The sequence below is a fragment of the Pseudomonas sp. LBUM1645 genome (genome assembly GCF_059716185.1).
In genome coordinates this window covers 861,142-885,176 of record NZ_CP166811.1, presented here as the reverse complement: position 1 = coordinate 885,176, position 24,035 = coordinate 861,142, and the positions used below count along the sequence as shown (strand labels likewise).

The 24,035-nt window shown below is 57.6% G+C and carries 20 protein-coding genes and 3 tRNA genes; 2 read left to right on the top strand and 21 right to left on the bottom strand.

Annotated features, from left to right (window positions below; all coding sequences use genetic code 11):
• Positions 1–34: 34 nt before the first annotated feature.
• On the bottom strand, positions 35–2,245 hold the full coding sequence (locus ACA079_RS03775; protein ID WP_497702625.1) for a DUF1631 domain-containing protein: 2,211 nt from the start codon (positions 2,243–2,245) through the stop codon (positions 35–37).
• Positions 2,246–2,527: 282 nt separating this feature from the next.
• Here ACA079_RS03775 and nadC point away from each other — a divergent pair, with 282 nt between their 5' ends.
• Positions 2,528–3,376 carry a carboxylating nicotinate-nucleotide diphosphorylase gene (gene nadC / locus ACA079_RS03770; RefSeq protein WP_497702624.1) on the top strand — a complete coding sequence of 283 codons (849 nt, stop codon included), beginning with the start codon at positions 2,528–2,530 and terminating at the stop codon, positions 3,374–3,376.
• A 100-nt stretch (positions 3,377–3,476) separates the two neighbouring features.
• Here the strand turns inward: nadC and ACA079_RS03765 are convergent, their stop codons facing one another.
• The 17 genes from ACA079_RS03765 to rlmE all read right to left on the bottom strand — a co-directional run bounded on the left by ACA079_RS03765 (position 3,477) and on the right by rlmE (position 19,435).
• Positions 3,477–3,782 carry a DUF6388 family protein gene (locus ACA079_RS03765; protein ID WP_046046051.1) on the bottom strand — a complete coding sequence of 102 codons (306 nt, stop codon included), beginning with the start codon at positions 3,780–3,782 and terminating at the stop codon, positions 3,477–3,479.
• A 136-nt stretch (positions 3,783–3,918) separates the two neighbouring features.
• Positions 3,919–3,991: transfer RNA gene (locus ACA079_RS03760), tRNA-Thr, on the bottom strand.
• Positions 3,992–4,130: 139 nt separating this feature from the next.
• Positions 4,131–6,236, bottom strand: a complete 2,106-nt coding sequence (gene pnp, locus ACA079_RS03755) for a polyribonucleotide nucleotidyltransferase (RefSeq protein ID WP_458508450.1) — start codon at positions 6,234–6,236, stop codon at positions 4,131–4,133.
• Positions 6,237–6,433: 197 nt separating this feature from the next.
• Complete coding sequence (gene rpsO, locus ACA079_RS03750; RefSeq protein ID WP_003176135.1) at positions 6,434–6,703, bottom strand: 30S ribosomal protein S15; 270 nt, start codon at positions 6,701–6,703, stop codon at positions 6,434–6,436.
• A gap of 117 nt (positions 6,704–6,820) precedes the next feature.
• Positions 6,821–7,738: a tRNA pseudouridine(55) synthase TruB gene (gene truB / locus ACA079_RS03745; RefSeq protein WP_497702623.1), complete on the bottom strand. Its 918-nt coding sequence runs from the start codon at positions 7,736–7,738 to the stop codon at positions 6,821–6,823.
• Between the two features lie 3 nt (positions 7,739–7,741).
• Positions 7,742–8,143, bottom strand: a complete 402-nt coding sequence (gene rbfA, locus ACA079_RS03740; RefSeq protein WP_008149016.1) for a 30S ribosome-binding factor RbfA — start codon at positions 8,141–8,143, stop codon at positions 7,742–7,744.
• Positions 8,144–8,302: 159 nt separating this feature from the next.
• Positions 8,303–10,831 (bottom strand): translation initiation factor IF-2, encoded by a 2,529-nt coding sequence (gene infB / locus ACA079_RS03735; RefSeq protein WP_497702622.1) that lies wholly within the window; start codon positions 10,829–10,831, stop codon positions 8,303–8,305.
• Positions 10,832–10,858: 27 nt separating this feature from the next.
• A complete protein-coding gene (gene nusA, locus ACA079_RS03730; RefSeq protein WP_008024459.1) occupies positions 10,859–12,340 on the bottom strand; it encodes a transcription termination factor NusA in 1,482 nt (493 codons plus the stop codon).
• Positions 12,341–12,387: 47 nt separating this feature from the next.
• A complete protein-coding gene (gene rimP / locus ACA079_RS03725; protein ID WP_010463487.1) occupies positions 12,388–12,846 on the bottom strand; it encodes a ribosome maturation factor RimP in 459 nt (152 codons plus the stop codon).
• 138 nt (positions 12,847–12,984) lie between these two features.
• A tRNA-Met gene (locus tag ACA079_RS03720) sits at positions 12,985–13,061 on the bottom strand.
• A 96-nt stretch (positions 13,062–13,157) separates the two neighbouring features.
• A tRNA-Leu gene (locus ACA079_RS03715) sits at positions 13,158–13,243 on the bottom strand.
• Positions 13,244–13,265: 22 nt separating this feature from the next.
• On the bottom strand, positions 13,266–13,649 hold the full coding sequence (secG, locus tag ACA079_RS03710) for a preprotein translocase subunit SecG (RefSeq protein WP_017336473.1): 384 nt from the start codon (positions 13,647–13,649) through the stop codon (positions 13,266–13,268).
• Between the two features lie 4 nt (positions 13,650–13,653).
• Positions 13,654–14,409 carry a triose-phosphate isomerase gene (tpiA, locus tag ACA079_RS03705; RefSeq protein ID WP_129438601.1) on the bottom strand — a complete coding sequence of 252 codons (756 nt, stop codon included), beginning with the start codon at positions 14,407–14,409 and terminating at the stop codon, positions 13,654–13,656.
• Positions 14,410–14,475: 66 nt separating this feature from the next.
• Positions 14,476–15,813 carry a phosphoglucosamine mutase gene (gene glmM, locus ACA079_RS03700; protein ID WP_497702621.1) on the bottom strand — a complete coding sequence of 446 codons (1,338 nt, stop codon included), beginning with the start codon at positions 15,811–15,813 and terminating at the stop codon, positions 14,476–14,478.
• 16 nt (positions 15,814–15,829) lie between these two features.
• Positions 15,830–16,681: a dihydropteroate synthase gene (gene folP, locus ACA079_RS03695; protein ID WP_497702620.1), complete on the bottom strand. Its 852-nt coding sequence runs from the start codon at positions 16,679–16,681 to the stop codon at positions 15,830–15,832.
• An 8-nt stretch (positions 16,682–16,689) separates the two neighbouring features.
• Positions 16,690–18,603, bottom strand: a complete 1,914-nt coding sequence (gene ftsH / locus ACA079_RS03690) for an ATP-dependent zinc metalloprotease FtsH (RefSeq protein ID WP_033058123.1) — start codon at positions 18,601–18,603, stop codon at positions 16,690–16,692.
• A 202-nt stretch (positions 18,604–18,805) separates the two neighbouring features.
• Entirely contained in the window at positions 18,806–19,435 is a 630-nt protein-coding gene (rlmE, locus tag ACA079_RS03685; protein ID WP_007900501.1) for a 23S rRNA (uridine(2552)-2'-O)-methyltransferase RlmE, read from the bottom strand.
• 101 nt (positions 19,436–19,536) lie between these two features.
• Between rlmE and ACA079_RS03680 the strand changes: the two genes are divergently transcribed.
• Positions 19,537–19,845, top strand: a complete 309-nt coding sequence (locus tag ACA079_RS03680; protein WP_059403182.1) for a YhbY family RNA-binding protein — start codon at positions 19,537–19,539, stop codon at positions 19,843–19,845.
• A gap of 9 nt (positions 19,846–19,854) precedes the next feature.
• On the opposite strand, the gene ACA079_RS03675 is transcribed toward ACA079_RS03680, so the two are convergent.
• Genes ACA079_RS03675 through carB form a run of 3 tightly spaced genes read right to left on the bottom strand, consistent with a single transcriptional unit; the run spans position 19,855 to position 23,982 of the window.
• Positions 19,855–20,259 carry an MFS transporter gene (locus tag ACA079_RS03675; RefSeq protein ID WP_497702619.1) on the bottom strand — a complete coding sequence of 135 codons (405 nt, stop codon included), beginning with the start codon at positions 20,257–20,259 and terminating at the stop codon, positions 19,855–19,857.
• Between the two features lie 28 nt (positions 20,260–20,287).
• Positions 20,288–20,764, bottom strand: coding sequence for a transcription elongation factor GreA (greA, locus tag ACA079_RS03670; RefSeq protein WP_046045786.1), 477 nt, complete (start codon positions 20,762–20,764; stop codon positions 20,288–20,290).
• Positions 20,761–23,982 (bottom strand): carbamoyl-phosphate synthase large subunit, encoded by a 3,222-nt coding sequence (carB, locus tag ACA079_RS03665; RefSeq protein WP_415773201.1) that lies wholly within the window; start codon positions 23,980–23,982, stop codon positions 20,761–20,763. The genes greA and carB overlap by 4 nt, the downstream gene beginning before the upstream one ends.
• Positions 23,983–24,035 lie beyond the last annotated feature (53 nt).

Below are 24,035 nucleotides of genomic sequence, written 5' to 3'. Positions count from 1 at the left end.
GCCCAGTATGCCGCGATAGACCCTCGGGGCGCGATCACTTGCCGCGATTGAGGCGCCGCAGGTTGCCGATCACCGACTCCAGCGCCCGGTCGAACAGCAAGGTGTCGTCCAGCGCGCGCACCGCGCCACGATGGAATTCCAGCGCCAGACCGGTGCGGCTGCGCTCCAGCACTTTCATCCCGGTACGATTGACGAAAATGTACTTGCCGGTGGCTTCAATGATCGCCGCCAGCTTGCAGCGAAGGGTGTTTTCCTCGTCTTCCTGAAACTCGACCCAGCACCCCAACCGCAGTTGATCGACCTGAAGCAGACCGGCATCGTCCTCCGGCAAGCGCACTGAAGCCGTATCGACCGGCCCTTCGTCGGCGGTTCGCAGGACGATTCCCTGCAGCACTTCGACCATTACCGGGGTATCGACGGACTGCTCAAGCTTTTGCCCAGGACGCTCGAACAGTTGAACGTGCAAGGCTTCCAGCTCACTGAAAAATTCGCTGGTGGCGAACGGATCGAAGGCCGAACTGCTCAGCCCGTCGCGCAATGACTTGAGCAATCCAGGCACCAGCGCCAACAAGCGCAGGCTTGCATCAGGCTCATCATGACGCTGCACGCTCCAGATCAATTGCTCCATGGACCGCACATCAGCGTGCCACTCGGCCGACTGATCGCCGTGCTTGAGACAGGTCAGCAGCAGCACCTGGCTCCACGCTTCCTGCACAAACACCACCACCCGTTGCGGCAATACTTTGCCCAACAAGGCCTGATTCAGCACCTGTTCGACGCGCTGGCGGGCCAGTTCAGTCCTGGCGCGGCCTTCTTCGGCGTCACGGGTACGTTGCTCCAGTAGCTCACTGCGACGGCGCTCGTCGCTGGTGAAGGCGAGAAAATCCGCGAGCAATTCGGAAAAGACCGCCGGATCATCGACAAAATCGTTCAGCAACCGTTGCACCACTTGCTCGATGCGCAGATACAGGCTGTCGCGCTCATGGTCATCGCACTCGCCCCAGCCCATGGCTGCGGTGGCGATTTCATTGAGCAGGCGTCGGGCCGGGTGACTGCTGCGGCTGAAGAAGCTCTTGTCGAGCACAGCCACTTTCAGCATCGGGATCTGCAAACGGCCGATCAACGCCTTGAGCGAGTCCGGCAGGTTGCGGTCATCGAGGATGCATTCGAAGAGCATGGCGATCAGGTTGATCACGTCTTCGTCAGCAACCCCGACCACGCGTGACTTGCCACTTTTGACGCTGACCCGGGTCAGCAGCTGCTCGAGCTGGTTTCGCAGATCGAAGTCGTCCTGGGCTGCCGGCGCCGGCACGTATTGCTGCAAGTGCGAGAGCAGGCGCATTAGGTCACGGGTGGAAATCGGCTGTGTCTGGGCACTGGCTTCGAGGGTTGGCGCGACACTGCCACGCACGTGAAACAGCAACTCCTGCAACGCCGCGAAGACTTCCTGCACGCTGTCGTCGATCGGCGGGCCAACGACACGAGTGTTGGCCTGAGCGGGTTCAGTACCAACGCCGACAGTCGCAGGATCCGTGATCCGACGCGCAGGAGCAGGCTTAAGGTCAGGCAGAACACCGGTGGCGGCCAGCAACTGATTGGCTTCGGCGTAGAGTTGATTGGCATCCCTGAGCACATAGCGTTCGAACAGTTTGAGGATGATCAGCTTGACCTTGATCTCCACCCCCAGGTTGCGCCCGGCCTGCATAAAGTACTCGCAGAGCATCGCCGGCCCCATGGGATTGTGCTGATCGAGCAGTTCCCTGCCCAGCAGTGCGCTGAGTCGGGCGGTCAGTTGGTCCAGGGCGAAGCCGTCGCGGTTCAGCACTTTGCTGACCATCGCGTCCACGGCCACGCTGCGCTCCATGTCGTCATTGGGCAGCGCCACCGAGGCGTCGAAGACCAACGACTGGGGCGAGGCAGACTGAGTGATGTCGTACTGGGTGAGGCTGACAAAAGCCTCGAAGAATTGTTCGAGAAAGCCGCGCTCGATGTTTTTGCGCTTGAGGCGCAAGTCGCGCATGGCTTCGAAGAAGAGGTTCTGTTCGACGTCATTGCGGGCCCGGTCGGCCATTTCGAACAGCGTGTCGTCGGCGTTATCGAACAGTTCCTGCAAACCATGCCTGAGCTGTTGGGCGGCCTTATCGCGAACCTGAAGCAGAATCACAGGCAGGCGGGCGAGCGGCGAAGGAGTCGCCTGGTCGGTAGCAACCTTGTGCAAAGGCACTACATTCCCGTCGTTGTGCATTCAGGCCTCCTGAAAAGGTGAGTCTTCGAAGTCGTCAATCCAAATCCACGTCAAAGCCATGACGTCAAAAGCAAGGCGGATTATCTTGCAAAAGATATCCCCTCTACCAGCAGACTCTGCGTTTCCCATTGAAATAGACGCTTATGGAGACGCCGACTTAGTGCCGATTGCTCAGGCGAATCGACCAAATGCAGGTTTCAGAGCGATCGGAACGCGTCTGACGCCTTGGGTTGCCCGCCGCCATGCCCCTATAATCGGGCCACTTTGTTTGTGGAGTCCGTTATGCCGAATCTACGTCTCGCCGATTTGACCGCCGAAATCGAAGCCAACGTGCGCCGTGCGTTGCTCGAAGACATCGGCAGCGGCGACATCACCGCACAGCTGATCCCGGCCGAACGCCTGGCCAAAGCCACCATCATCACCCGCGACGCTGCCGTCATCTGCGGCACTGCCTGGGTTGATGCTGTGTTTCGGCAACTGGACCCACGTGTTGCGGTGCACTGGGAGGTGCGCGATGGCGAGCGGGTGAAACCCAATCAGGTGCTGTTCCACCTCGAAGGCCCGGCGCGCTCGCTACTGACGGGCGAACGCAGTGCACTGAACTTCCTGCAGTTGCTGTCTGGCGTGGCCACGCGCGCGCAGTACCTGGCGGATTACGTTGCCGAAACTCAGGTGAAGTTGCTCGACACCCGTAAAACCTTGCCGGGGCTGCGTCTGGCGCAGAAGTATGCCGTGACCTGCGGCGGGTGCCATAACCACCGCATCGGCCTGTACGACGCCTTCCTGATCAAGGAAAACCATATTGCCGCCTGCGGCGGCATCCCAGAGGCGATCAAAGCCGCGCACAAGATTGCCCCGGGCAAACCGGTGGAGATCGAAGTGGAAAGCCTGGAAGAGCTGAAAGAAGCCCTGGCGGCCGGTGCCGACATCATCATGCTCGATGAGTTGAGTCTGGATGACATGCGCGAAGCCGTGCGCCTGAACGCAGGCCAGGCGAAACTGGAGGCCAGCGGCGGTATCAACGAAAGCACGCTGCTGCCGATCGCCGAAACCGGGGTGGATTACATCTCGATTGGTGCAATGACCAAGGATGTGAAGGCTGTCGATCTGTCGATGCGACTGAGCCTTTGATTGAAAAATGTGGGAGCGAGCTTGCTCGCGATGAGGCCTTTTCAGTCAACATCAATGTTGAATGTTAGTCCGCTATCGCGAGCAAGCTCGCTCCCACAGTTCAGACCACCAGATTATTCATCTCGCAGTACTCTTCCCACTCGACACCCAACACCTCGGCCGCCTCCTTGTGCAGAACAAGGCGCGCAGCCTCGAACTCTTCAGGGGTTGAGGTGTACTTGAGCGTCAGTTCCCACGGCTGCAAGCCCTGAGACTCTGCCTCATCCTCGAATGCCCACTGGATCTGATCTTTCTGATCGTCGGCGGGCAAGTCCTTGATCTCTTCGGCTAGCTGGGGCGATTCCAGCAAGTACTTCTTCAGCGCTTCTGCGTGTCTGGCTTCTTGGGTCAATTCTTTAACGGTCATGGCGTTCTCTTTGATCTGGGGAATGGAAGATGGATCTGGATCATCAAGGATCTCTCTGACGCAAAAAACCGTTTTAAGCCCGGTTTGTCTGGCCTTCAGAACCATTCGGGATCATCTGAAAACAACGTGTCGCTCGTGCCCGAGACAGGAATCGAACCTGCGACCTTCGCGTTACGAGTGCGCTGCTCTACCAACTGAGCTACACGGGCAGTGGGCTAAACCTAGCACTGACTTTGGGGTCAGGCAACTTCATGACTCGTCTCATTTTTTTGCAGGCAAAAAAATGCCCCGCAGCTTTCACTGCGGGGCATTTTTTATAACGTTGAAGCGGTCAGGCGTGGGGAGTGATTAAACGCCCGAAGCCTTGGCTGCTGCTACGTCTTTGATGGACAGCTTGATACGGCCGCGGTTGTCCACGTCCAGTACCAGTACTTCCACTTCCTGGCCTTCTTTCAGGATGTCGGTCACTTTCTCTACGCGAGCGTCGCTCAGCATCGAGATGTGAACCAGACCGTCCTTGCCAGGCAGGATGTTGACGAATGCGCCGAAGTCGACGATGCGCTCAACCTTACCGACGTAGATCTTGCCGATTTCAGCTTCAGCGGTGATACCCAGAACGCGCTGACGTGCTGCTTCAGCCGCTTCCTTGGTTTCGCCGAAGATCTTGATCGAGCCGTCGTCTTCGATGTCGATCGAAGCCTTGGTCTCTTCACAGATCGCACGAATGGTCGCGCCGCCTTTACCGATGACATCACGGATTTTGTCGGTGTCGATTTTCATCGCGATCATGGTCGGAGCGTTTTCCGACAGTTCGGTACGCGACTGGCCAATGATCTGGTTCATCTGACCGAGGATGTTCAGGCGCGCTTCCAGGGCTTGGCCCAGAGCGATCTCCATGATTTCTTCGGTGATGCCTTTGATCTTGATGTCCATCTGCAGCGCGGTAACACCTTTGGCGGTACCGGCTACTTTGAAGTCCATGTCGCCCAGGTGGTCTTCGTCACCCAGGATGTCGGTCAGGATGGCGAACTTCTCGCCTTCTTTAACCAGACCCATGGCGATACCGGCAACCGGTGCCTTCATCGGAACGCCGGCATCCATCAGGGCCAGGGAAGCGCCGCAGACCGAAGCCATGGAGCTCGAACCGTTGGACTCGGTGATTTCCGACACAACACGGATGGTGTACGGGAACACGTCGGCGGCAGGCAGCATGGCTGCAATCGAACGACGGGCCAGACGGCCGTGACCGATTTCGCGACGACCAGCGCCACCCATGCGGCCACACTCACCTACCGAGAACGGAGGGAAGTTGTAGTGCAGCATGAACGGGTCTTTTTTCTCGCCTTCCAGGGTGTCCAGCAGTTGTGCGTCACGGGCGGTGCCCAGCGTCGCGACTACCAGAGCCTGGGTTTCGCCACGGGTGAACAGAGCCGAACCGTGGGTCTTAGGCAGAACACCGACTTCGATGTTCAGCGGACGTACGGTCTTGGTGTCGCGGCCGTCGATACGTGGCTTGCCGTTTACGATGTTTTCGCGAACGGTGCGGTATTCGATTTCGCCGAAAGCCGCTTTGACTTCGCTGGAAGAAGGCTGGCCTTCTTCACCGGACAGCTTGGCAACGACCTGGTCCTTCAACTCACCCAGGCGAGCGTAACGGTCGGCCTTGATGGTGATGGTGTAAGCCTGGGAGATCGCGTCGCCGAACTCGGCACGGATAGCGCCCAGCAGAGCAGTGGCTTCTGGCTGTGGAGCCCAGGTCCAGGTCGGCTTGGCAGCTTCGGCAGCCAGTTCTTTAACGGCGTTGATCACAACCTGGAACTCGTCGTGAGCAAACAGTACCGCGCCCAGCATCTGGTCTTCGGTCAGCTCTTTGGCTTCCGATTCAACCATCAGAACGGCTTCCGACGTACCGGCAACGACCATGTCCAGGCTCGAAGCTTTCTGTTGTTCGTAAGTCGGGTTCAGCAGGTAGCCGGTGCTTTCGTGGAACGCAACGCGTGCACAGCCGATAGGGCCATCGAAAGGAATACCGGAGATGGCCAGCGCAGCCGAGGTACCGATCATCGCAGCGATGTCCGGATCGGTCTTCTTGCTGGTGGAAACGACGGTGCAGACAACCTGCACTTCGTTCATGAAGCCTTCTGGGAACAGCGGACGGATCGGACGGTCGATCAGTCGGGAAGTCAGGGTTTCTTTCTCGGAAGGACGGCCTTCACGCTTGAAGAAACCGCCAGGGATCTTACCGGCAGCGTAAGTTTTTTCCTGGTAGTGAACAGACAGAGGGAAGAAGCCCTTGCCTGGATCGGCTTGCTTGGCGCCGACCACAGTCACCAACACGCTGACGTCGTCGTCAACGGTGACCAATACTGCGCCGGAGGCCTGACGGGCGATACGGCCAGTCTCGAGGGTAACGGTCGACTGACCGAACTGGAATTTTTTGATTACCGGGTTCACGGTGTCCTACCTTCTTTTGTGGCTCTTGGGGAACTTGTCTTCTTGCGAAATTCTTGGGCAACGCCGGGAATCGGCCCGACTGTCATTGTCCAGGTAAAGCAGGTATCCAGATAAAACTTGAGGCTGGGAGCCTGCCATGCGCCAGCGGGAAACCCACTGACGTACGACAGACAACCAACCTCTAGCGCAATCGCTTATTAGCGACGCAGACCCAGGCGACCGATCAGAGCCTGGTAACGACCCAGATCCTTGCCTTTCAGGTAGTCCAGCAGCTTACGACGCTGGTTTACCATACGGATCAGACCACGACGGGAGTGGTGATCTTTACCGTTGGCCTTGAAGTGACCTTGCAGCTTGTTGATGTTGTGGGTCAGCAGTGCAACTTGCACTTCTGGCGAACCAGTGTCACCAACAGCTTGCTGGTAGTCAGCTACGATTTGAGCTTTTTCTTGAACGTCGAGAGCCATGAGGCAATCCTTTTATCAGGAAACTGTTTCAAAGAAACAGCTTCAACAGGCCAGGGACAAATCCCTGTATCTAAAAATGAGTAGTGACCGTGCCTGTTAACAGCCACCCTCGTTCGGTCATTCTGACCGAATCAGTCGACGTGGCGCGATGCGCCCGTCTTCGCTCACTTCACCGATACCGATGAAGCGACCATTGTGATCCTGTACCCGTACCATGCCGAACTTCGGTGCATCCGGGGCTCGTACCGGTTGGCCGTTAAGCCAGTAGAACGAGCTGTGCTCCGAGAACTGCAACAGTGGCCAATCCAGCAGGCCGCTGTCCGATGGCATCAGGAAGCGGTCGACCGCTTCGTTGCCGCCTTCGGCATGTACCGCTTCCAACTCTTCAAGCGTGACCGTCTGGGACAGCGTGAAAGGCCCGGCCTGGGTACGTCGCAGTTCAGCAACGTAAGCGCCACAACCGAGTTGTTCACCGATATCCTCCACCAGGGTGCGGATATAGGTACCTTTGGTGCAATCCACTGCAAGCCGCGCAGTATCACCTTCAAAGGCCAGTAATTCCAAGCGCGTAATAGTAACAGAACGCGGTTCGCGCTCCACTACTTCACCTGCCCGGGCCAGCTTGTACAACGGCTGGCCATCACGTTTGAGCGCCGAGTACATGGGCGGTATCTGACTGATTTGCCCACGAAATTTCGGCAGTACCGCTTCGACATCGGCGCGACCAACGGTCACCGGGCGCTCCAGCAAAACATCACCCTCGGCATCGGCCGTGGTGGTGGTCTTGCCCAGTTGCGCCAGGGTTTCGTAACCCTTGTCGGAATCGAGCAGGTATTGCGAAAACTTGGTGGCCTCACCGAAGCACAACGGCAACACGCCGGTGGCCAGCGGATCGAGACTGCCGGTGTGCCCGGCCTTCTCGGCGTTCAGCAGCCAGCGGACCTTCTGCAACGCCGCATTGGAGGTGAACCCCAGTGGCTTGTCGAGCAGGATGATGCCGCTGACGTTACGACGGATACGTTTGACCTGAGCCACCGATTACTCCTTGGTGTCTTCGGCTTCTGCCGCAACCGGATGCTGATTGTCTTCAGCTACTGCACGTTCGATCAATGCCGACAGATGAGCACCACGCACGACGCTTTCGTCGTAGTGGAAGTGCAGCTGCGGAACGCTGCGCAACTTCATTTCGCGAGCCAACTGCATGCGCAGGAAACCGGCGGCGGAGTTGAGCACCTTGATGCTTTGCGCGATGTCTTCAGCGTTGTCCTGACCCATCACGGTGATGAAGATCTTGGCGTGACCGACGTCACGGCTGACTTCAACAGCGGTAATGGTGACCAGGCCGACGCGCGGGTCTTTGACTTCACGACGGATCAGCTGTGCCAGCTCACGCTGCATCTGATCGCCGATACGTTGGGTACGGCTGTATTCTTTTGCCATGTCTTGTTACCTGTTACTGCCCCACGGTGAAACCCGAAGGGTCTGAAAGCGGCAAACGCCCGGCCTGACAAAAGCCAGACCGGGCGTTGCGTTTAGAGTCCTGACGCTGTGCCGCGCATCTGCATGCGGCGGCTCATCGTGGCCCTTGAAGTGCGCGAGTTAGAGGCTGCGAGCAACCTGAACCTTCTCGAAGACTTCGATCTTGTCACCGACTTTGACGTCGTTGTAGCTCTTCACGCCGATACCGCATTCCATGCCGGCACGTACTTCGGAAGCGTCATCCTTGAAGCGGCGCAGGGATTCCAGCTCGCCTTCGAAGATAACGATGTCTTCACGCAGTACACGGATTGGACGGTTACGGTGAACAACACCTTCGATAACCATGCAACCGGCGATCGCGCCAAACTTCGGCGAACGGAACACGTCACGCACTTCAGCGGTACCCAGGATGTTCTCGCGAACATCGCTGCCCAGCATACCGGTGAGGGCTTTCTTGACGTCTTCGATGATGTCGTAGATCACGTTGTAGTAACGCATATCCAGACCTTCCTGCTCGACGATCTTGCGAGCGCCAGCATCGGCACGCACGTTGAAGCCGAACAGTACAGCGTTGGAGGCCAGTGCCAGGTTGGCGTCGGATTCGGTGATACCACCGACACCGCCACCGACAACACGCACTTGCACTTCGTCGTTACCCAGGCCGTTCAAGGCACCGTTCAACGCTTCCAGCGAACCACGGACGTCGGATTTGAGGACGATGTTGAGCGTCTTCTTCTCTGCCTGACCCATGTTTTCGAAGATGTTTTCCAGCTTGCCGGCGTGAGCGCGGGCCAATTTGACTTCGCGGAACTTGCCTTGACGGAACAGAGCCACTTCACGGGCTTTCTTCTCGTCCGACAGCACGCTCATCTCGTCGCCAGCGTCCGGGGTACCGTCCAGGCCGAGGATCTCGACAGGGATGGAAGGACCGGCTTCCTTGATTGGCTTGCCGTTCTCGTCGAGCATGGCACGTACACGGCCATAGTTCGAACCGACCAGCACCATGTCGCCTTGGCGCAGGGTACCGTCTTGAACCAGAACGGTTGCAACCGGGCCACGACCTTTGTCGAGACGCGATTCAACCACGACGCCACGGCCAGGAGCCGAAGGAGTCGCTTTCAGTTCCAGAACTTCAGCTTGCAGCAGAACAGCTTCAAGCAACTCGTCCACACCAGTACCGACTTTCGCCGAAACCGATACGAACGGGGTGTCGCCGCCCCACTCTTCCGAAGTCACGCCGTGAACCGACAGTTCGCTACGGATGCGATCGAGATCAGCGCCCGGCTTGTCGATTTTGTTCACTGCAACAACCAGTGGAACACCGGCAGCCTTGGCGTGCTGGACCGCTTCAATGGTCTGCGGCATTACGCCGTCGTCCGCTGCAACGACCAGGATCACGATGTCAGTCGCCTTGGCACCACGGGCACGCATTGCGGTAAACGCGGCGTGACCCGGGGTATCGAGGAAAGTGACCATGCCGCGATCAGTTTCAACGTGGTACGCACCGATGTGCTGGGTGATACCGCCGGCTTCGCCAGCAGCTACCTTGGCACGACGGATATAGTCGAGCAGCGACGTCTTACCGTGGTCAACGTGGCCCATTACGGTCACGACTGGCGCACGGGAGAACGTCTCACCTTCAAACTTCAGGGACTCGGCCAGGGAATCTTCCAGGGCGGTGTCGCTGACCAGGGTCACTTTGTGGCCCAGTTCTTCGGCTACCAGTTGAGCAGTTTCCTGATCAAGCACCTGGTTGATGGTCGCTGGAGTACCCAGTTTGAACATGAACTTGATGATTTCAGCAGCCTTGACCGACATCTGATTGGCGAGATCGCCAACAGTGATGGTCTCGCCGATCTGCACATCACGCACGACAGGGCCGGTTGGGCTCTGGAAACCGTGGGCGTTGCGTTTCTTCAGCTTGGCCTTGCCGCGACCACCACGACGGAAGCCATCGCTTTCTTCGTCGGTAGTACGTGGGGCAACGCGTGGAGCAGGCGCTTTCTCTTTGACCGAAGCACGATGCGGAGCGTTTTTGCGCTCGCCATCGCCACTGCCACGACGACTGTTATCGTCGGCACGTGGTTTGTCCGGACGGCGCTGTTCGTTCTGCTTGTTGCGAACATCGGCAGACGGCGCTGGTGCAGCAGCCACAACCGGCGCGCTTTCACGTACTGGCTCGGCAACTGCAGCAGGTGCTGCAACGGCGTCGTTAGTAGCGGATTGCGCAGCAGCAGGCTGGCGACGCGCTTCTTCTTCGGCGCGACGCTTGGCTTCTTCTTCAGCCTTCTGACGTGCAGCATTTTCTACTGCGCGACGTTCTTCCAGTTCGCGTTTGCGCTCGGCTTCGATTTCTTCCGGGCTGCGCTGTACGAAGACTTTCTTCTTGCGCACTTCAACGCTGATGCTTTTGCTGCCAGCAACACGCAGGGTGCTGGTGGTTTTGCGCTGCAATGTAATCTTGCGCGGTTCTTCCACTTTCGCCTTGTGGCTGCTCTTCAAGTGAGTCAGCAAAGACTGCTTCTCACTATCGCTCACACCTTCATCGGCGGCGGTGTGCGGCAGACCTGCCTCACGCATCTGCTGCAACAGGCGCTCTACCGGTGTTTTGACCTCATCGGCCAGTTGTTTCACCGTGACTTGCGTCATGCACTTCTCTCCTCAGGCCGCGCCTAATTACTCGAACCAGTGGGCTCGGGCGGCCATGATCAACTTGCCGGCACGATCATCGTCAATGCCGTCGATGTCGAGCAGATCGTCAATAGACTGCTCGGCCAGGTCTTCGCGGGTAATTACGCCGCGCACCGCCAGTTCCATCGCCAAATCCTTGTCCATACCCTCAAGCGAGAGCAGGTCTTCGGCCGGATGGGCGTCTGCCAGCTTTTCCTCAGTAGCGATGGCTTTGGTCAACAAACGATCCTTGGCGCGAGCGCGAAGCTCGTTGACGGTTTCTTCGTCAAAGCCGTCGATGTTGAGCATTTCTTCCAACGGTACGTAGGCAATCTCTTCCAGGCTGGTGAAGCCTTCATCTACCAGCACCTGTGCCAGGTCTTCGTCGACTTCCAGCTCGTCGATGAAGTTGCGCAGGATGTCGCCGGTTTCTGCTTGCTGCTTAGCCTGGATGTCCGATTCGGTCATCACGTTCAGGGTCCAGCCAGTCAACTGGCTAGCCAGACGCACGTTCTGACCACCGCGACCGATGGCCTGAGCCAGATTGTCTGCGCCAACGGCGATGTCCATTGCATGGGCATCTTCGTCAACGATAATTGCCGCCACTTCAGCCGGCGACATTGCATTGATCACAAACTGAGCCGGGTTGTCGTCCCACAGGACGATGTCCACACGCTCACCGCCCAACTCACCCGACACAGCCTGGACGCGCGAACCGCGCATACCGATGCAAGCGCCTTGCGGGTCGATGCGTTTGTCCTTGGAGCGGACCGCGATCTTGGCGCGCGAACCCGGGTCACGGGATGCTGCCATTACTTCGATCAGGCCTTCAGCGATTTCCGGCACTTCGATGCGGAACAACTCGATCAGCATTTCCGGCGCGGTACGCGACAGGATCAGCTGCGGGCCGCGGTTCTCGGTGCGGATTTCCTTGAGCAGCGCACGCAGACGCACGCCAACCCGGAAGGTTTCGCGAGAAATGATGTCTTCACGAGCCAGCAACGCTTCGGCGTTGTTGCCCAGGTCGACGATCACGTTGTCGCGGGTCACTTTCTTCACGGTGCCGGAGATGATTTCCCCCAGGCGCTCGCGATAGGCATCAACGACTTGAGCGCGCTCGGCTTCGCGAACTTTCTGCACGATGACTTGCTTGGCAGTCTGTGCAGCGATGCGACCGAACTCAATGGACTCGATCTTTTCTTCGACTACATCACCAACCTGAGCACCAGGATGCGTTTCTGCAACCTTGCTCGGCCAGGTTTCGATGGCCGGATCGTCCAGGTCTGCTTCTTCGACGACAGTCCAGCGACGGAATGTCTCGTAAGCACCGGTGTGGCGATTGATTTCCACACGCAGATCGACTTCGTCCTCGAAACGTTTTTTGGTAGCAGTGGCCAGAGCCAGCTCCAGCGCTTCAAAAATTACGTTTGCCGGTACGCCCTTTTCATTGGATACCGACTCAACAACCAGCAGTACTTCTTTGCTCATCGTACGCCTCGCCTTTCGCAAGCCATTGGATCCGCGGGATCCGCGTCTCAGTCAAAACTGGGAATAATGTTGGCCTTGTCGATCATATCGATCGGCAACAGGAACTCATGGTCTTCTACCTGCACCACGACGTCCTGCTCTTCTACACCGCGCAGAAGGCCCTGAAAGTTGCGTCGGCCTTCAAAAGGCGAGCGCAGCTTGATCTTCACTTGTTCACCGGCAAATTTTGCAAACTGCTCAATAGTGAACAGCGGGCGTTCCATGCCAGGCGAGGAAACTTCAAGGGTGTATTCAACGGCGATTGGATCTTCAACATCCAGAACACCGCTGATCTGACGGCTGACAATGGCACAATCGTCCACCAGCACGCCGCCCTCTTTATCGATATAAACGCGCAACATTGAGTGGCGACCTTGAGCCGAAAACTCAATACCCCAGCATTCATAGCCTAGGGCCACGACCACCGGGGCCAGCAAGGCCTGCAACTCTTCTAGCTTGCTCGACACCTGAACCCCCTCGTGCATGTATGTGCATGCTGTGCAAAATAAAAAAATGGGCGAAACGCCCATCCTTGAAACGCCGTCGAACAGCGGCGTTGAAAGTGTCCAGCTAACAAAAAGCCCCTTAAAAGGGGCTCCTTAAACTGGTTGCGGGGGCCGGATTTGAACCGACGACCTTCGGGTTATGAGCCCGACGAGCTACCAGACTGCTCCACCCCGCGACAAAGCTGGGGCGGAAGTATACGACCGATCCCTGACAGGGTCAATGTAACCTTCCACCTACAAGAAAGCCCGCAACAGCGGGCTCTCCTGATAATTGGTACCGAGAAGGGGACTCGAACCCCTACACCCTATGGGCACAACCACCTCAAGGTTGCGTGTCTACCAATTCCACCACCTCGGCAATACTACGTTTGAAACCCTTCTTACTTTTGCTCTTGAGCTGGAGGTACGTCAGTCGCTGGGGTAGCCGACTTTTGCTCTTGAAGCACCGGGACATCATCAGAAGCCGGTTGTTGCTTTGGAACTTCCAACACTGCCGGGTTTGGCAAACCTACTTGAGTCAGCTGGTGAGCTTTCTCTTTAGCAAAGTAACCTAACCCTAAGCTGGTTATGAAGAAACCGGCGGCAAGTATAGCAGTAAACTTACTAAGAAAGGTAGAGGAACCTTGGCTTCCGAACACAGTATTTGAAGCACCTGCTCCGAAAGACGCACCAGCATCCGCACCTTTACCCTGCTGCAGCAATACCAGAGCAACTACGCCCAATGCACCCAGCAGATGAAAAACGACTACGACTGTTTCCAGCATTTTTTCAGTTTCCCGCGGCGCGACAAATCGCACCGAACTCATCTGCATTCAGGGAAGCTCCACCAATGAGCCCCCCATCGATATCCGGCATGCCGAACAGTTCGACCGCATTGGCCGCCTTCACGCTGCCGCCGTATAGAAGCCGCACACCTTGTGCGACCTCAGAATTCTCTGCCGCCAACTGAGCGCGAATGGCTGCATGCACATCCTGAGCCTGTTGCGGCGAAGCAGTCAGCCCGGTACCAATGGCCCAGACCGGCTCGTAAGCGATTACTGCCTTTGCAAAGGCACCAACACCCAGCTCCTCTATGATACTGCCTAGCTGACGCCCGACAACCTCAAGAGTTTTTCCAGCCTCGCGCTCTTCAAGGGTTTCCCCTACGCACAACACCGGAATCAAGCCGCTTGCCTGTGCCGCTGCAAACTTGCGAATCAGCATTCCGTCCTGCTCGCCCATTATCTGGCGGCGCTCGGAGTGCCCAACAAGTACAAAAGAACAGCCTGCATCCACCAACTGACTCGGCGCAACCTCACCGGTCAACGCACCTTGCATGGATTCCACCGCAGAGTTCTGCGCGCCGACCGAAATCGACTTTTCCTTCAAGCCATCAATCACTTGATTGATATGCAAGCAAGGCGGGAATACCGCTACATCAACATCGCTCGGCAAGGCCAGATGACGAAGGCCATTGATCAGCTCAGCGACGCTGGCGCGGGTACCGTGCATCTTCCAGTTACCAGCTACCATAGGGCGACGCATGCTGTACCTCGTCGGTCAAAGTGGGCGCAGATGTTACCCAACACAATCATGGCTGGCAAGCCGAAATCAGGCAGAAACTTCAGTAACCAGTTTTGCCAGCTCTTCGGCGTAGCCGCGAACCTGTGTTTCGTCCTCGCCTTCGACCATGACCCGCACCAGCGGCTCCGTCCCGGACTTGCGCAACAGCACGCGCCCACGACCAGCCATAGCCTTGGTAACGCGCTCGCTTGCCTCCTTGACGGATGGATGATCAAGAGGGCTCGCACCACCGCCGAATCGTACATTGATCAGCACCTGAGGGCACTTGCGCAGCGCCTGACGCGATTGCGCCAGACCCTCGGAGCGGGTCTTCAGCGCCATCAATACCTGCAATGCGGCAATGATTGCGTCACCGGTGGTGGTGTGGTTGAAGCAGACGATATGCCCCGAGTTTTCACCACCCACCAGCCAGTTGCGTTCCAGCAGGTCTGCGATCACGTAACGATCACCGACGTTGGCACGCACAAAAGGAATCGACAGATCCGCCAGGGCCAACTCCAGCCCCAGGTTACTCATCAATGTACCGACGACTCCGCCCTGCAATTTATCGTGCTCATGCAGATCGCGGGCAATGATGAATAGCAGTTCATCACCATCAACTATAGCGCCGGTATGATCCACCATCAGAACACGATCGCCATCACCGTCGAAAGCAATACCCAGATCAGCGTGTTCTGCCAATACGGCGGCTTGCAGCTGCCCCATATGGGTCGAACCGCAATTTTCATTGATGTTCAGCCCGTTAGGCTGAGCGGAAAGTACAACGACATCGGCTCCCAGCTCACGGAATACACTAGGCGCCACCTTATAGGTCGCACCGTGAGCGCAGTCGATCACGATCTTCAGGCCCGAGAAGCTGGTGCCGGTCGGGACGCTGCTTTTGCAGAATTCGATATAGCGGCCTGAAGCATCGTTGATGCGCGATACCTTGCCGATCTTGCTCGATTCAACCACGGTCATCGGGGTGTCGAGCAATTCTTCGATCATATGCTCGACTTCATCAGGAAGCTTGGTGCCCTTCCCGGAGAAAAACTTGATGCCGTTGTCATCGTGAGGGTTGTGCGAGGCACTGATCACGATGCCCGCTTCGGCCTGGAAGGTACGAGTCAGGTAGGCGATGGCCGGTGTCGGCATCGGGCCCAGGAGCATGACATCGGCACCTGCCGACGTAAGTCCGGCCTCGAGCGCAGATTCGAACATATAGCCGGAGATCCGAGTGTCCTTGCCCACCAATACCTTGCAGGCGCCCATTTTGCGGAACGCCATACCCGCAGCCCAGCCGAGCTTGAGCATGAAGTCAGGAGTAATCGGATATTCGCCCACCCGACCACGAATGCCGTCGGTACCAAAGTATTTCTTAGTCATAAGTGCTCCATCATTCTTATTCGGCTGATTCTACTGCAGCGATCATCCGCACCACATCGACGGTTTCGGCCACATCATGGACGCGCAATATACGCGCACCCTTGACCGAAGCCAGCGCCGCAAGCGCCAGACCACCATACAGACGCTCGCCAACCGGACGATTCAATGCCTGACCTATCATGCTCTTTCGCGAGACCCCGACCAACAGGGGCCGCCCCAAGGCATGCAGAGCCTCCATATGCTTGAACAAGCTTAGATTGTGCTGCAAGGTTTTTGCGAAGCCAAAGCCCGGATCAAGGATGATCCGGTCCGCCGTAATTCCTACCGACGCACACTGAGCCATACGCTCGGCGAGAAACTCGCCCACCTCATTCGTGACGTCCTGATACTGCGGATTGTCCTGCATGTCGCCCGGTTCACCGAGCATATGCATCAGACAGACCGGCAGGCCAGTGGCCGCAGCCGCATCCAGAGCGCCATCGCGCCGCAGAGAGCGCACGTCATTGATCAGCCCCGCGCCAAGTCGCGCGGCTTCGCGCATGACAGCTGGCGTGGAAGTGTCGACCGAGATAATTACATCCAGCTCGCGGTGTATTCGCTCGACGACCGGAGCTACGCGCTCAAGCTCTTCCAGCGGTGAAACCACCCTGGCACCCGGCCGGGTCGATTCGCCACCGACATCAATCAACGTCGCGCCGGCCGCCACCATAGCCTCAGCGTGGCGCAAGGCCGCATCGAGCTGGCTAAATTGGCCACCATCAGAGAAGGAATCGGGAGTGACATTGAGAATACCCATGACGTGCGTCAGGGCTAAATCAAGAACCCGATTGCCGCAAGGCAACCGGGTCGAGGACTGAACAGAAGTCATTTCAAACCTTAAACGTCAGCAGCAGGACCGCCGATCGGTGTTTCTGGACGCGGATCCTGCGCCACCGGAGGTGTTCCGGAGGTACCGGTGCCACCGCCTGACCAGTCGCGAGGCTCACGAGGCGTACGACCCGCCATGATGTCGTCGATCTGATCAGCATCGATCGTTTCGTACTTCATCAAGGCATCAGCCATGGCGTCGAGCTTGTCACGGTTATCGGTGAGGATCTGCTTGGCCGTGCCGTAGCACTGATCAATGATGCTGCGCACTTCGGAGTCGATCAACTTGGCTGTCTCACCGGAGAAGCTTGCACCCTGACCGCCACCGCCGCGACCGAGGAACACTTCGCCCTCTTCTTCTGCGTACATCAACGGGCCGAGTTTTTCCGACAAGCCCCACTTGGTCACCATGTTCCGTGCAATCTGGCTGGCACGCATGATGTCGTTTGACGCACCGGTGGTGACGCCGTCGAAGCCCAAGGTCATTTCTTCAGCAATACGACCGCCGTACAACGAGCAGATCTGGCTGATCAACGCACGCTTGGACAGGCTGTAGCGATCCTCTTCCGGCAGGAACATGGTCACACCCAGCGCACGACCGCGCGGGATGATCGACACCTTGTAGACCGGGTCATGCTCAGGCACGACGCGCCCAACAATAGCGTGACCTGCCTCGTGGTAAGCGGTGTTCTGCTTCTCTTTCTCGGACATGACCATGGATTTGCGCTCGGCGCCCATCATGATCTTGTCTTTGGCCAATTCGAACTCTTTCATTTCGACGATGCGCTTGCCGGCACGGGCCGCGAACAACGACGCTTCGTTCACCAGGTTAGCCAGGTCGGCACCGGAGAAACCAGGGGTACCACGAGCGATCACGGCCGGAGCGACGTCGTCACCCATTGGCACTTTTCGCATGTGAACCTTGAGAATCTGCTCGCGACCACGGATATCGGGCAGACCGACGACAACCTGACGGTCGAAACGGCCTGGACGCAGCAACGCAGGGTCCAGTACGTCCGGACGGTTGGTTGCAGCGATAACGATGATGCCGTCGTTCATTTCGAAGCCATCCATCTCTACCAGCAACTGGTTGAGAGTCTGCTCGCGCTCGTCATGACCACCACCCATACCGGCACCACGGTGGCGACCGACGGCGTCGATTTCATCGATGAAGATGATGCATGGCGCGTGCTTCTTGGCCTGCTCGAACATGTCACGAACACGGCTGGCACCGACACCGACAAACATTTCGACAAAATCGGAACCAGAAATAGTGAAGAACGGTACTTTTGCTTCGCCGGCAATCGCTTTGGCGAGCAATGTTTTACCGGTACCTGGAGGCCCCACCATCAGCACGCCGCGTGGAATGCGGCCACCCAGACGCTGGAACTTGCCCGGATCACGCAGGAACTCGACCAACTCGCCGACTTCTTCCTTGGCTTCGTCGCAACCGGCCACGTCACCCAAGGTGGTTTTCACCTGATCTTCGGAGAGCAGGCGCGCCTTGCTCTTGCCAAAGCTCATCGGCCCACCCTTGCCACCTGCACCGCCCTGCATCTGCCGCATGAAAAACATGAACACGGCGATGATCACCAGGATCGGGAAGCTTGCGACCAGGAGCTGAGTCCAGATGCTTTGCTGTTCAGGCTGCTTGCCTTCGACTACGACATGGTTGTCCACGAGGTCGCCGATCAGACCGTTGTCCTGGATTGCCGGACGAATGGTCTTGAAGCTGTCGCCATCGTTGCGTTTGCCGGTAATCACGTAGCCGTCAACCGCTACGCGCTCGACCTTTCCATCCTTGACCTGCTGGATGAAGTCGGAATAGTTGAGGGTCTGCGGCTCGTTAGGGCTGGAGAAGTTGTTCATCACTGTCACCAGGACAGCCGCGATGATCAACCACAGGATCAGATTCTTTGCCATATCGTTCAATTAACTACCCTCTGAAGCAAGCTCCGCTAATGGCGCGCGCTTCGCATGATATTCACCGGCCTAACTTACTACATTACCTACGGCTCTGGCAGGCGCCGTCTGTAACCCTTTGTGAAACACTTTCTACACAATATTCGCTAATGCTCACGGGGCGAAATACGAAAATCCTATCGACCCGCAAAAAAACCTCGATTTACTCACTACGGCCGCGGTAGCCCCAAGCCAGCATGTATTGCTCGCGGGAACTGCCACGGGAAGAGTCCGGCTTGATCATCTGGACCTTGTCGAATTTCTGACGAGCGTCCTTCACGTAAGCATCAAACCCTTCGCCCTGAAACACCTTGATCACGAAATTACCACCCGGCTTGAGTATCCGAGCCGCCAGATCAAGAGCCAGCTCACATAGAAACATGGCTTTGGGCATGTCCACCTCAGGCGTACCACTCATATTGGGGGCCATATCCGAAATCACAAGGTCCACCTGCGAATTACCTACGGCTTCAAGGATCTGAGCGAGCACTTCGTCCTGGGTGAAGTCACCCTGGATGAAAGTCACGTCCGGAATGCTGTCCATTTCCAGGATGTCCGAGGCGATCAGACGCCCCTGACCACCGATCAGCCGACTAGTGACCTGCGACCAGCCGCCGGGCGCCGCACCCAGGTCGACAACGCTCATACCCGGACGGATCAGCTTGTATTTCTCCTGGACCTCCAGAAGCTTGTAACTCGCACGCGAGCGGTAACCATCCTTCTGCGCCTGCTTCACATAGGGATCATTGACATGTCTTTTCAGCCAACCAAGGCTTGTCTTGGAACGCGCCATTGGGCACCTCGATGATAAGGGTCGTGATTAATTGGGCGGATCCACGAACCCTCGGGTAAAATGGCCGCCATTTTACAGAATCCAGACTAAAGGGTCAGATTATGCCGCTCACTCAAGAGCAGAAGAAACAGTACAAATCCATTGGCCACCATCTGAAACCAGTTTTGATCGTGGCTGACAACGGTTTGACTGAAGGTGTGTTAGCCGAACTCGAACGCGCTTTGGCGGATCACGAGCTGATTAAAATCAAGCTCAACATCCTCGATCGCGAATCGCGCCTGGCGTCCGTTGCAGAACTCTGCAAGGTCGGCAAAGCGGATCTGGTTCAAGTCATCGGCAAGATGGCACTGATTTACCGCAAGAACTTCAGCGTCAACAAGCAGCTGTCGAACGTCCATCGCTTCAAGTGATGACAAGGGTCATGGGTGTGCTTCGCGCACCCTGCCACTCCATCCAGGCACCGGCTGCAACACCAGCACCAACCCGGAAAAGCCCAGAACAAGATAGCTGAACACCTGCCAACGTACGGCATCCGGCCAACCGACGCGCACCGCGAAAAACATCCCGCACGCATACAGCGCCATCAGCAGCATTTGCCCGCGAATATCGCGCCATAGACTGACAAGGCCCTCGGCCTGAATCAGCACCAAAGCCTGAAAAATCACACACGCCGTGGCGAATCCCACCATCAGCGCATTCAGCACGCCTGCAATTTCGTCGATCAGCAGCGGCGCCAGGCCAATTTGACCCAGCACCGGCAGCAGACCGATATGTAACAGCCACAGGCCACCCACCCACAACATCTGAGCCAGTTGCCAAAGCATGGCGCCCGCACGGAGCGGGCGCCTTCTTTCAGATGTGGCGGACTTCGACAATCTCGTACTCGATAACGCCACCTGGCGTTTTCACGGCAACCACATCACCCTCTTCCTTGGCAATCAAGGCGCGGGCCAATGGCGAGCCGACCGAAATCTTGCCGAGCTTGAAGTCAGCCTCATCCTCACCAACGATGTGGTAAGTGACGCTTTCATCCGTCTCGACGTTGGCGATTTCAACGGTGGTGCCGAAGATCACTTTGCCGGTGTGAGGAATGGTCGTGACATCGATGATCACCGCGTTTTGCATGCGGCCTTCGATGTCGCGGATCCGCGCCTCGACCATACCTTGCTGCTCGCGAGCAGCGTGGTATTCGGCGTTTTCTTTCAAGTCACCCAACTCGCGGGCCGTACCGATGTCCTGGCTGAGCTTCGGACGGACGACCTTGGTCAGGTGAGCGTGTTCTTCTTCCAGGGCTTTTGCACCCTTGACGGTCATTGGGTATTTGATCATGCCTTCAATCCTGCGTGTAGATCCTGCAAGCGGCGCACGGTCTTCTCGGGACCGAACTTCAGCGCTTCGCAGATAGCTTCGCCAGCAGCAATGGTAGTGGTGCAGTAAATCTTGTGCTGCAAGGCATTACGACGAATGGAGTACGAATCAGCGATTGATTGACGACCTTCGGTGGTGTTGATGATCAGGGTGACTTCGTCATTCTTGATCATGTCGACCACGTGCGGACGACCCTCGGTCACCTTGTTCACACGACGCACTTTCAGGCCTGCGGCTTCGATCAGCTTGGCAGTACCGGCAGTGGCGACCACTTCGAAGCCCAAGTTGATCAGATCACGGGCCACGCCTGCAACCAGTGGCTTGTCGTCATCACGCACGCTGATGAACGCGGTACCGCCGGTCGGCAGCACTTCGCTGGCGCCCATTTGGGCTTTGGCAAACGCTTCACCGAAGGTGTCGCCCACGCCCATTACTTCACCAGTGGACTTCATCTCTGGGCCCAGGATCGGGTCCACGCCAGGGAATTTGGCGAATGGGAACACCGCCTCTTTCACACTGTAGAAGTTCGGAATGATTTCTTTGGTGAAACCGATTTCCTTCAGGGTTTTACCGGCCATCACGCGAGCCGCGATCATCGCCAGGGAAACACCGATGCACTTCGATACGAACGGTACGGTACGGGAAGCGCGCGGGTTGACTTCGATGACGTAGATGTCTTCGCCTTGCAGCGCCAACTGAACGTTCATCAGGCCGACAACGCCCAGTTCCAGGGCCATCTTCTTGACCTGTTCGCGCATCTCGTCCTGGATGTGAGCAGGCAGCGAGTACGGCGGCAGGGAGCACGCGGAGTCACCGGAGTGAACACCGGCCTGCTCGATGTGCTGCATGATCGCGCCGATCACCACGTCGGTGCCGTCGCAGACCGCATCCACGTCCATTTCGATGGCGCAGTTGAGGAAGTGGTCGAGCAGCACCGGGCTGTCGTTGGACACTTTCACCGCATCGCGCAGGTAGCGCTTGAGTTCTTCTTCTTCGTAAACGATTTCCATCGCGCGTCCGCCCAGTACGTAGGACGGACGAACCACCAGCGGGTAACCGATCTTGGCGGCGGCACGAATCGCTTCGTCTTCGCTGCGCACGGTGGCGTTTGGCGGCTGACGCAGGTTCAGGCGCTCAACCATTTGCTGGAAACGCTCACGGTCTTCGGCACGGTCGATGGCGTCAGGGCTGGTGCCGATGATCGGCACGCCGGCTTCTTCCAGGGCGCGAGCCAGTTTCAGCGGGGTCTGGCCGCCGTACTGGACGATCACGCCTTTAGGCTTCTCGACTCGGCAGATTTCCAGCACGTCTTCCAGGGTCACTGGTTCGAAGTACAGGCGATCGGAGGTGTCGTAGTCGGTGGAAACGGTTTCCGGGTTGCAGTTGACCATGATGGTCTCGTAACCGTCTTCGCGCAGGGCCAGTGCCGCGTGTACGCAGCAGTAGTCGAACTCGATGCCCTGGCCGATACGGTTAGGACCGCCGCCGAGGATCATGATCTTGTCGCGGCCCGACGGCGCGGCTTCGCACTCTTCCTCATACGTGGAGTAGAGGTAAGCGGTGTCGGTGGCGAACTCGGCCGCGCAGGTGTCAACGCGCTTGTAGACCGGGAAGATCTCAAGCTTGTGACGGTGGCGACGCAGAGCCTTCTCGGTAACGCCCAGCAGCTTGGCCAGACGCATGTCGGAGAAGCCTTTGCGCTTGAGGCGGAACATCAAGTCGCGGTCGATGCTGGCCAGACCCAGGGTCTTGACCTTCTCTTCTTCCTTGATCAGATCTTCGATCTGCACCAGGAACCACGGGTCGATCATGTTCATGCCGAAGATGTCTTCGACCGACAGGCCCGCGCGGAAGGCGTCAGCCACGTACCAGATACGCTCGGCACCCGGCACGGTCAGTTCGCGCTTGAGCACGCTCATGCTTTCCGGGTTGCTCAGGTCGAGCTTCTCGTCCAGACCGCAAACGCCCACTTCCAGACCGCGCAGGGCTTTCTGCAGGGATTCCTGGAAAGTCCGGCCGATGGCCATGACTTCACCGACCGACTTCATTTGAGTGGTCAGGCGTGCATCGGCTTTCGGGAATTTCTCGAAGGCGAAGCGTGGCAGCTTGGTGACGACGTAGTCGATGGACGGCTCGAAGGATGCAGGAGTAGCGCCGCCGGTGATTTCGTTCTGCAGCTCGTCCAGGGTGTAGCCGATCGCCAGCTTGGCAGCGATACGCGCAATCGGGAAACCAGTGGCTTTCGAGGCCAGTGCCGAAGAGCGGGATACACGCGGGTTCATCTCGATCACGACCATACGGCCAGTGTCGGGGCAGATGCCAAACTGAACGTTGGAGCCGCCGGTTTCCACGCCGATCTCACGCAGTACCGCCAACGAGGCGTTACGCATGATCTGGTATTCCTTGTCCGTCAGGGTTTGTGCCGGAGCAACAGTGATCGAGTCACCGGTGTGCACGCCCATTGGGTCAAAGTTTTCGATGGAGCAGACGATGATGCAGTTGTCCTTCTTATCGCGGACAACCTCCATCTCATATTCTTTCCAGCCGATCAGGGATTCGTCGATCAGCAGCTCTTTGGTCGGCGACAGGTCGAGGCCGCGGGCGCAGATTTCTTCGAACTCTTCACGGTTGTAAGCGATACCGCCACCGGTGCCGCCCATGGTGAAGGACGGACGAATGATGCACGGGAAGCCGAGCTTTTCGAGGACCGCGTTGGCCTCTTCCATGCTGTGGGCGATACCCGAACGCGGGCAGTCCAAGCCGATGGATTTCATCGCCTTGTCGAAGCGCGAACGGTCTTCTGCCTTGTCGATGGTGTCAGCGTTGGCGCCGATCATCTCTACGCCGAACTTCTCCAGAACGCCTTCGCGCTCCAGATCCAGTGCGCAGTTCAGAGCGGTCTGGCCACCCATGGTTGGCAGCAGCGCGTCCGGACGCTCTTTCTCGATGATCTTGGCAACGGTCTGCCACTTGATCGGTTCGATGTAGGTGGCGTCGGCCATGTCCGGGTCGGTCATGATGGTCGCTGGGTTGGAGTTCACCAGGATGACGCGGTAACCCTCCTCGCGCAGGGCTTTACAGGCCTGGGCGCCGGAGTAGTCGAATTCGCAGGCCTGGCCGATCACGATCGGGCCAGCGCCGAGAATCAGGATGCTTTTAATGTCTGTACGTTTTGGCATGGGTTTGTCACTCAAATCCGCAGGTCAGTCGGCAAGCCGTCTTGTTCAATCTT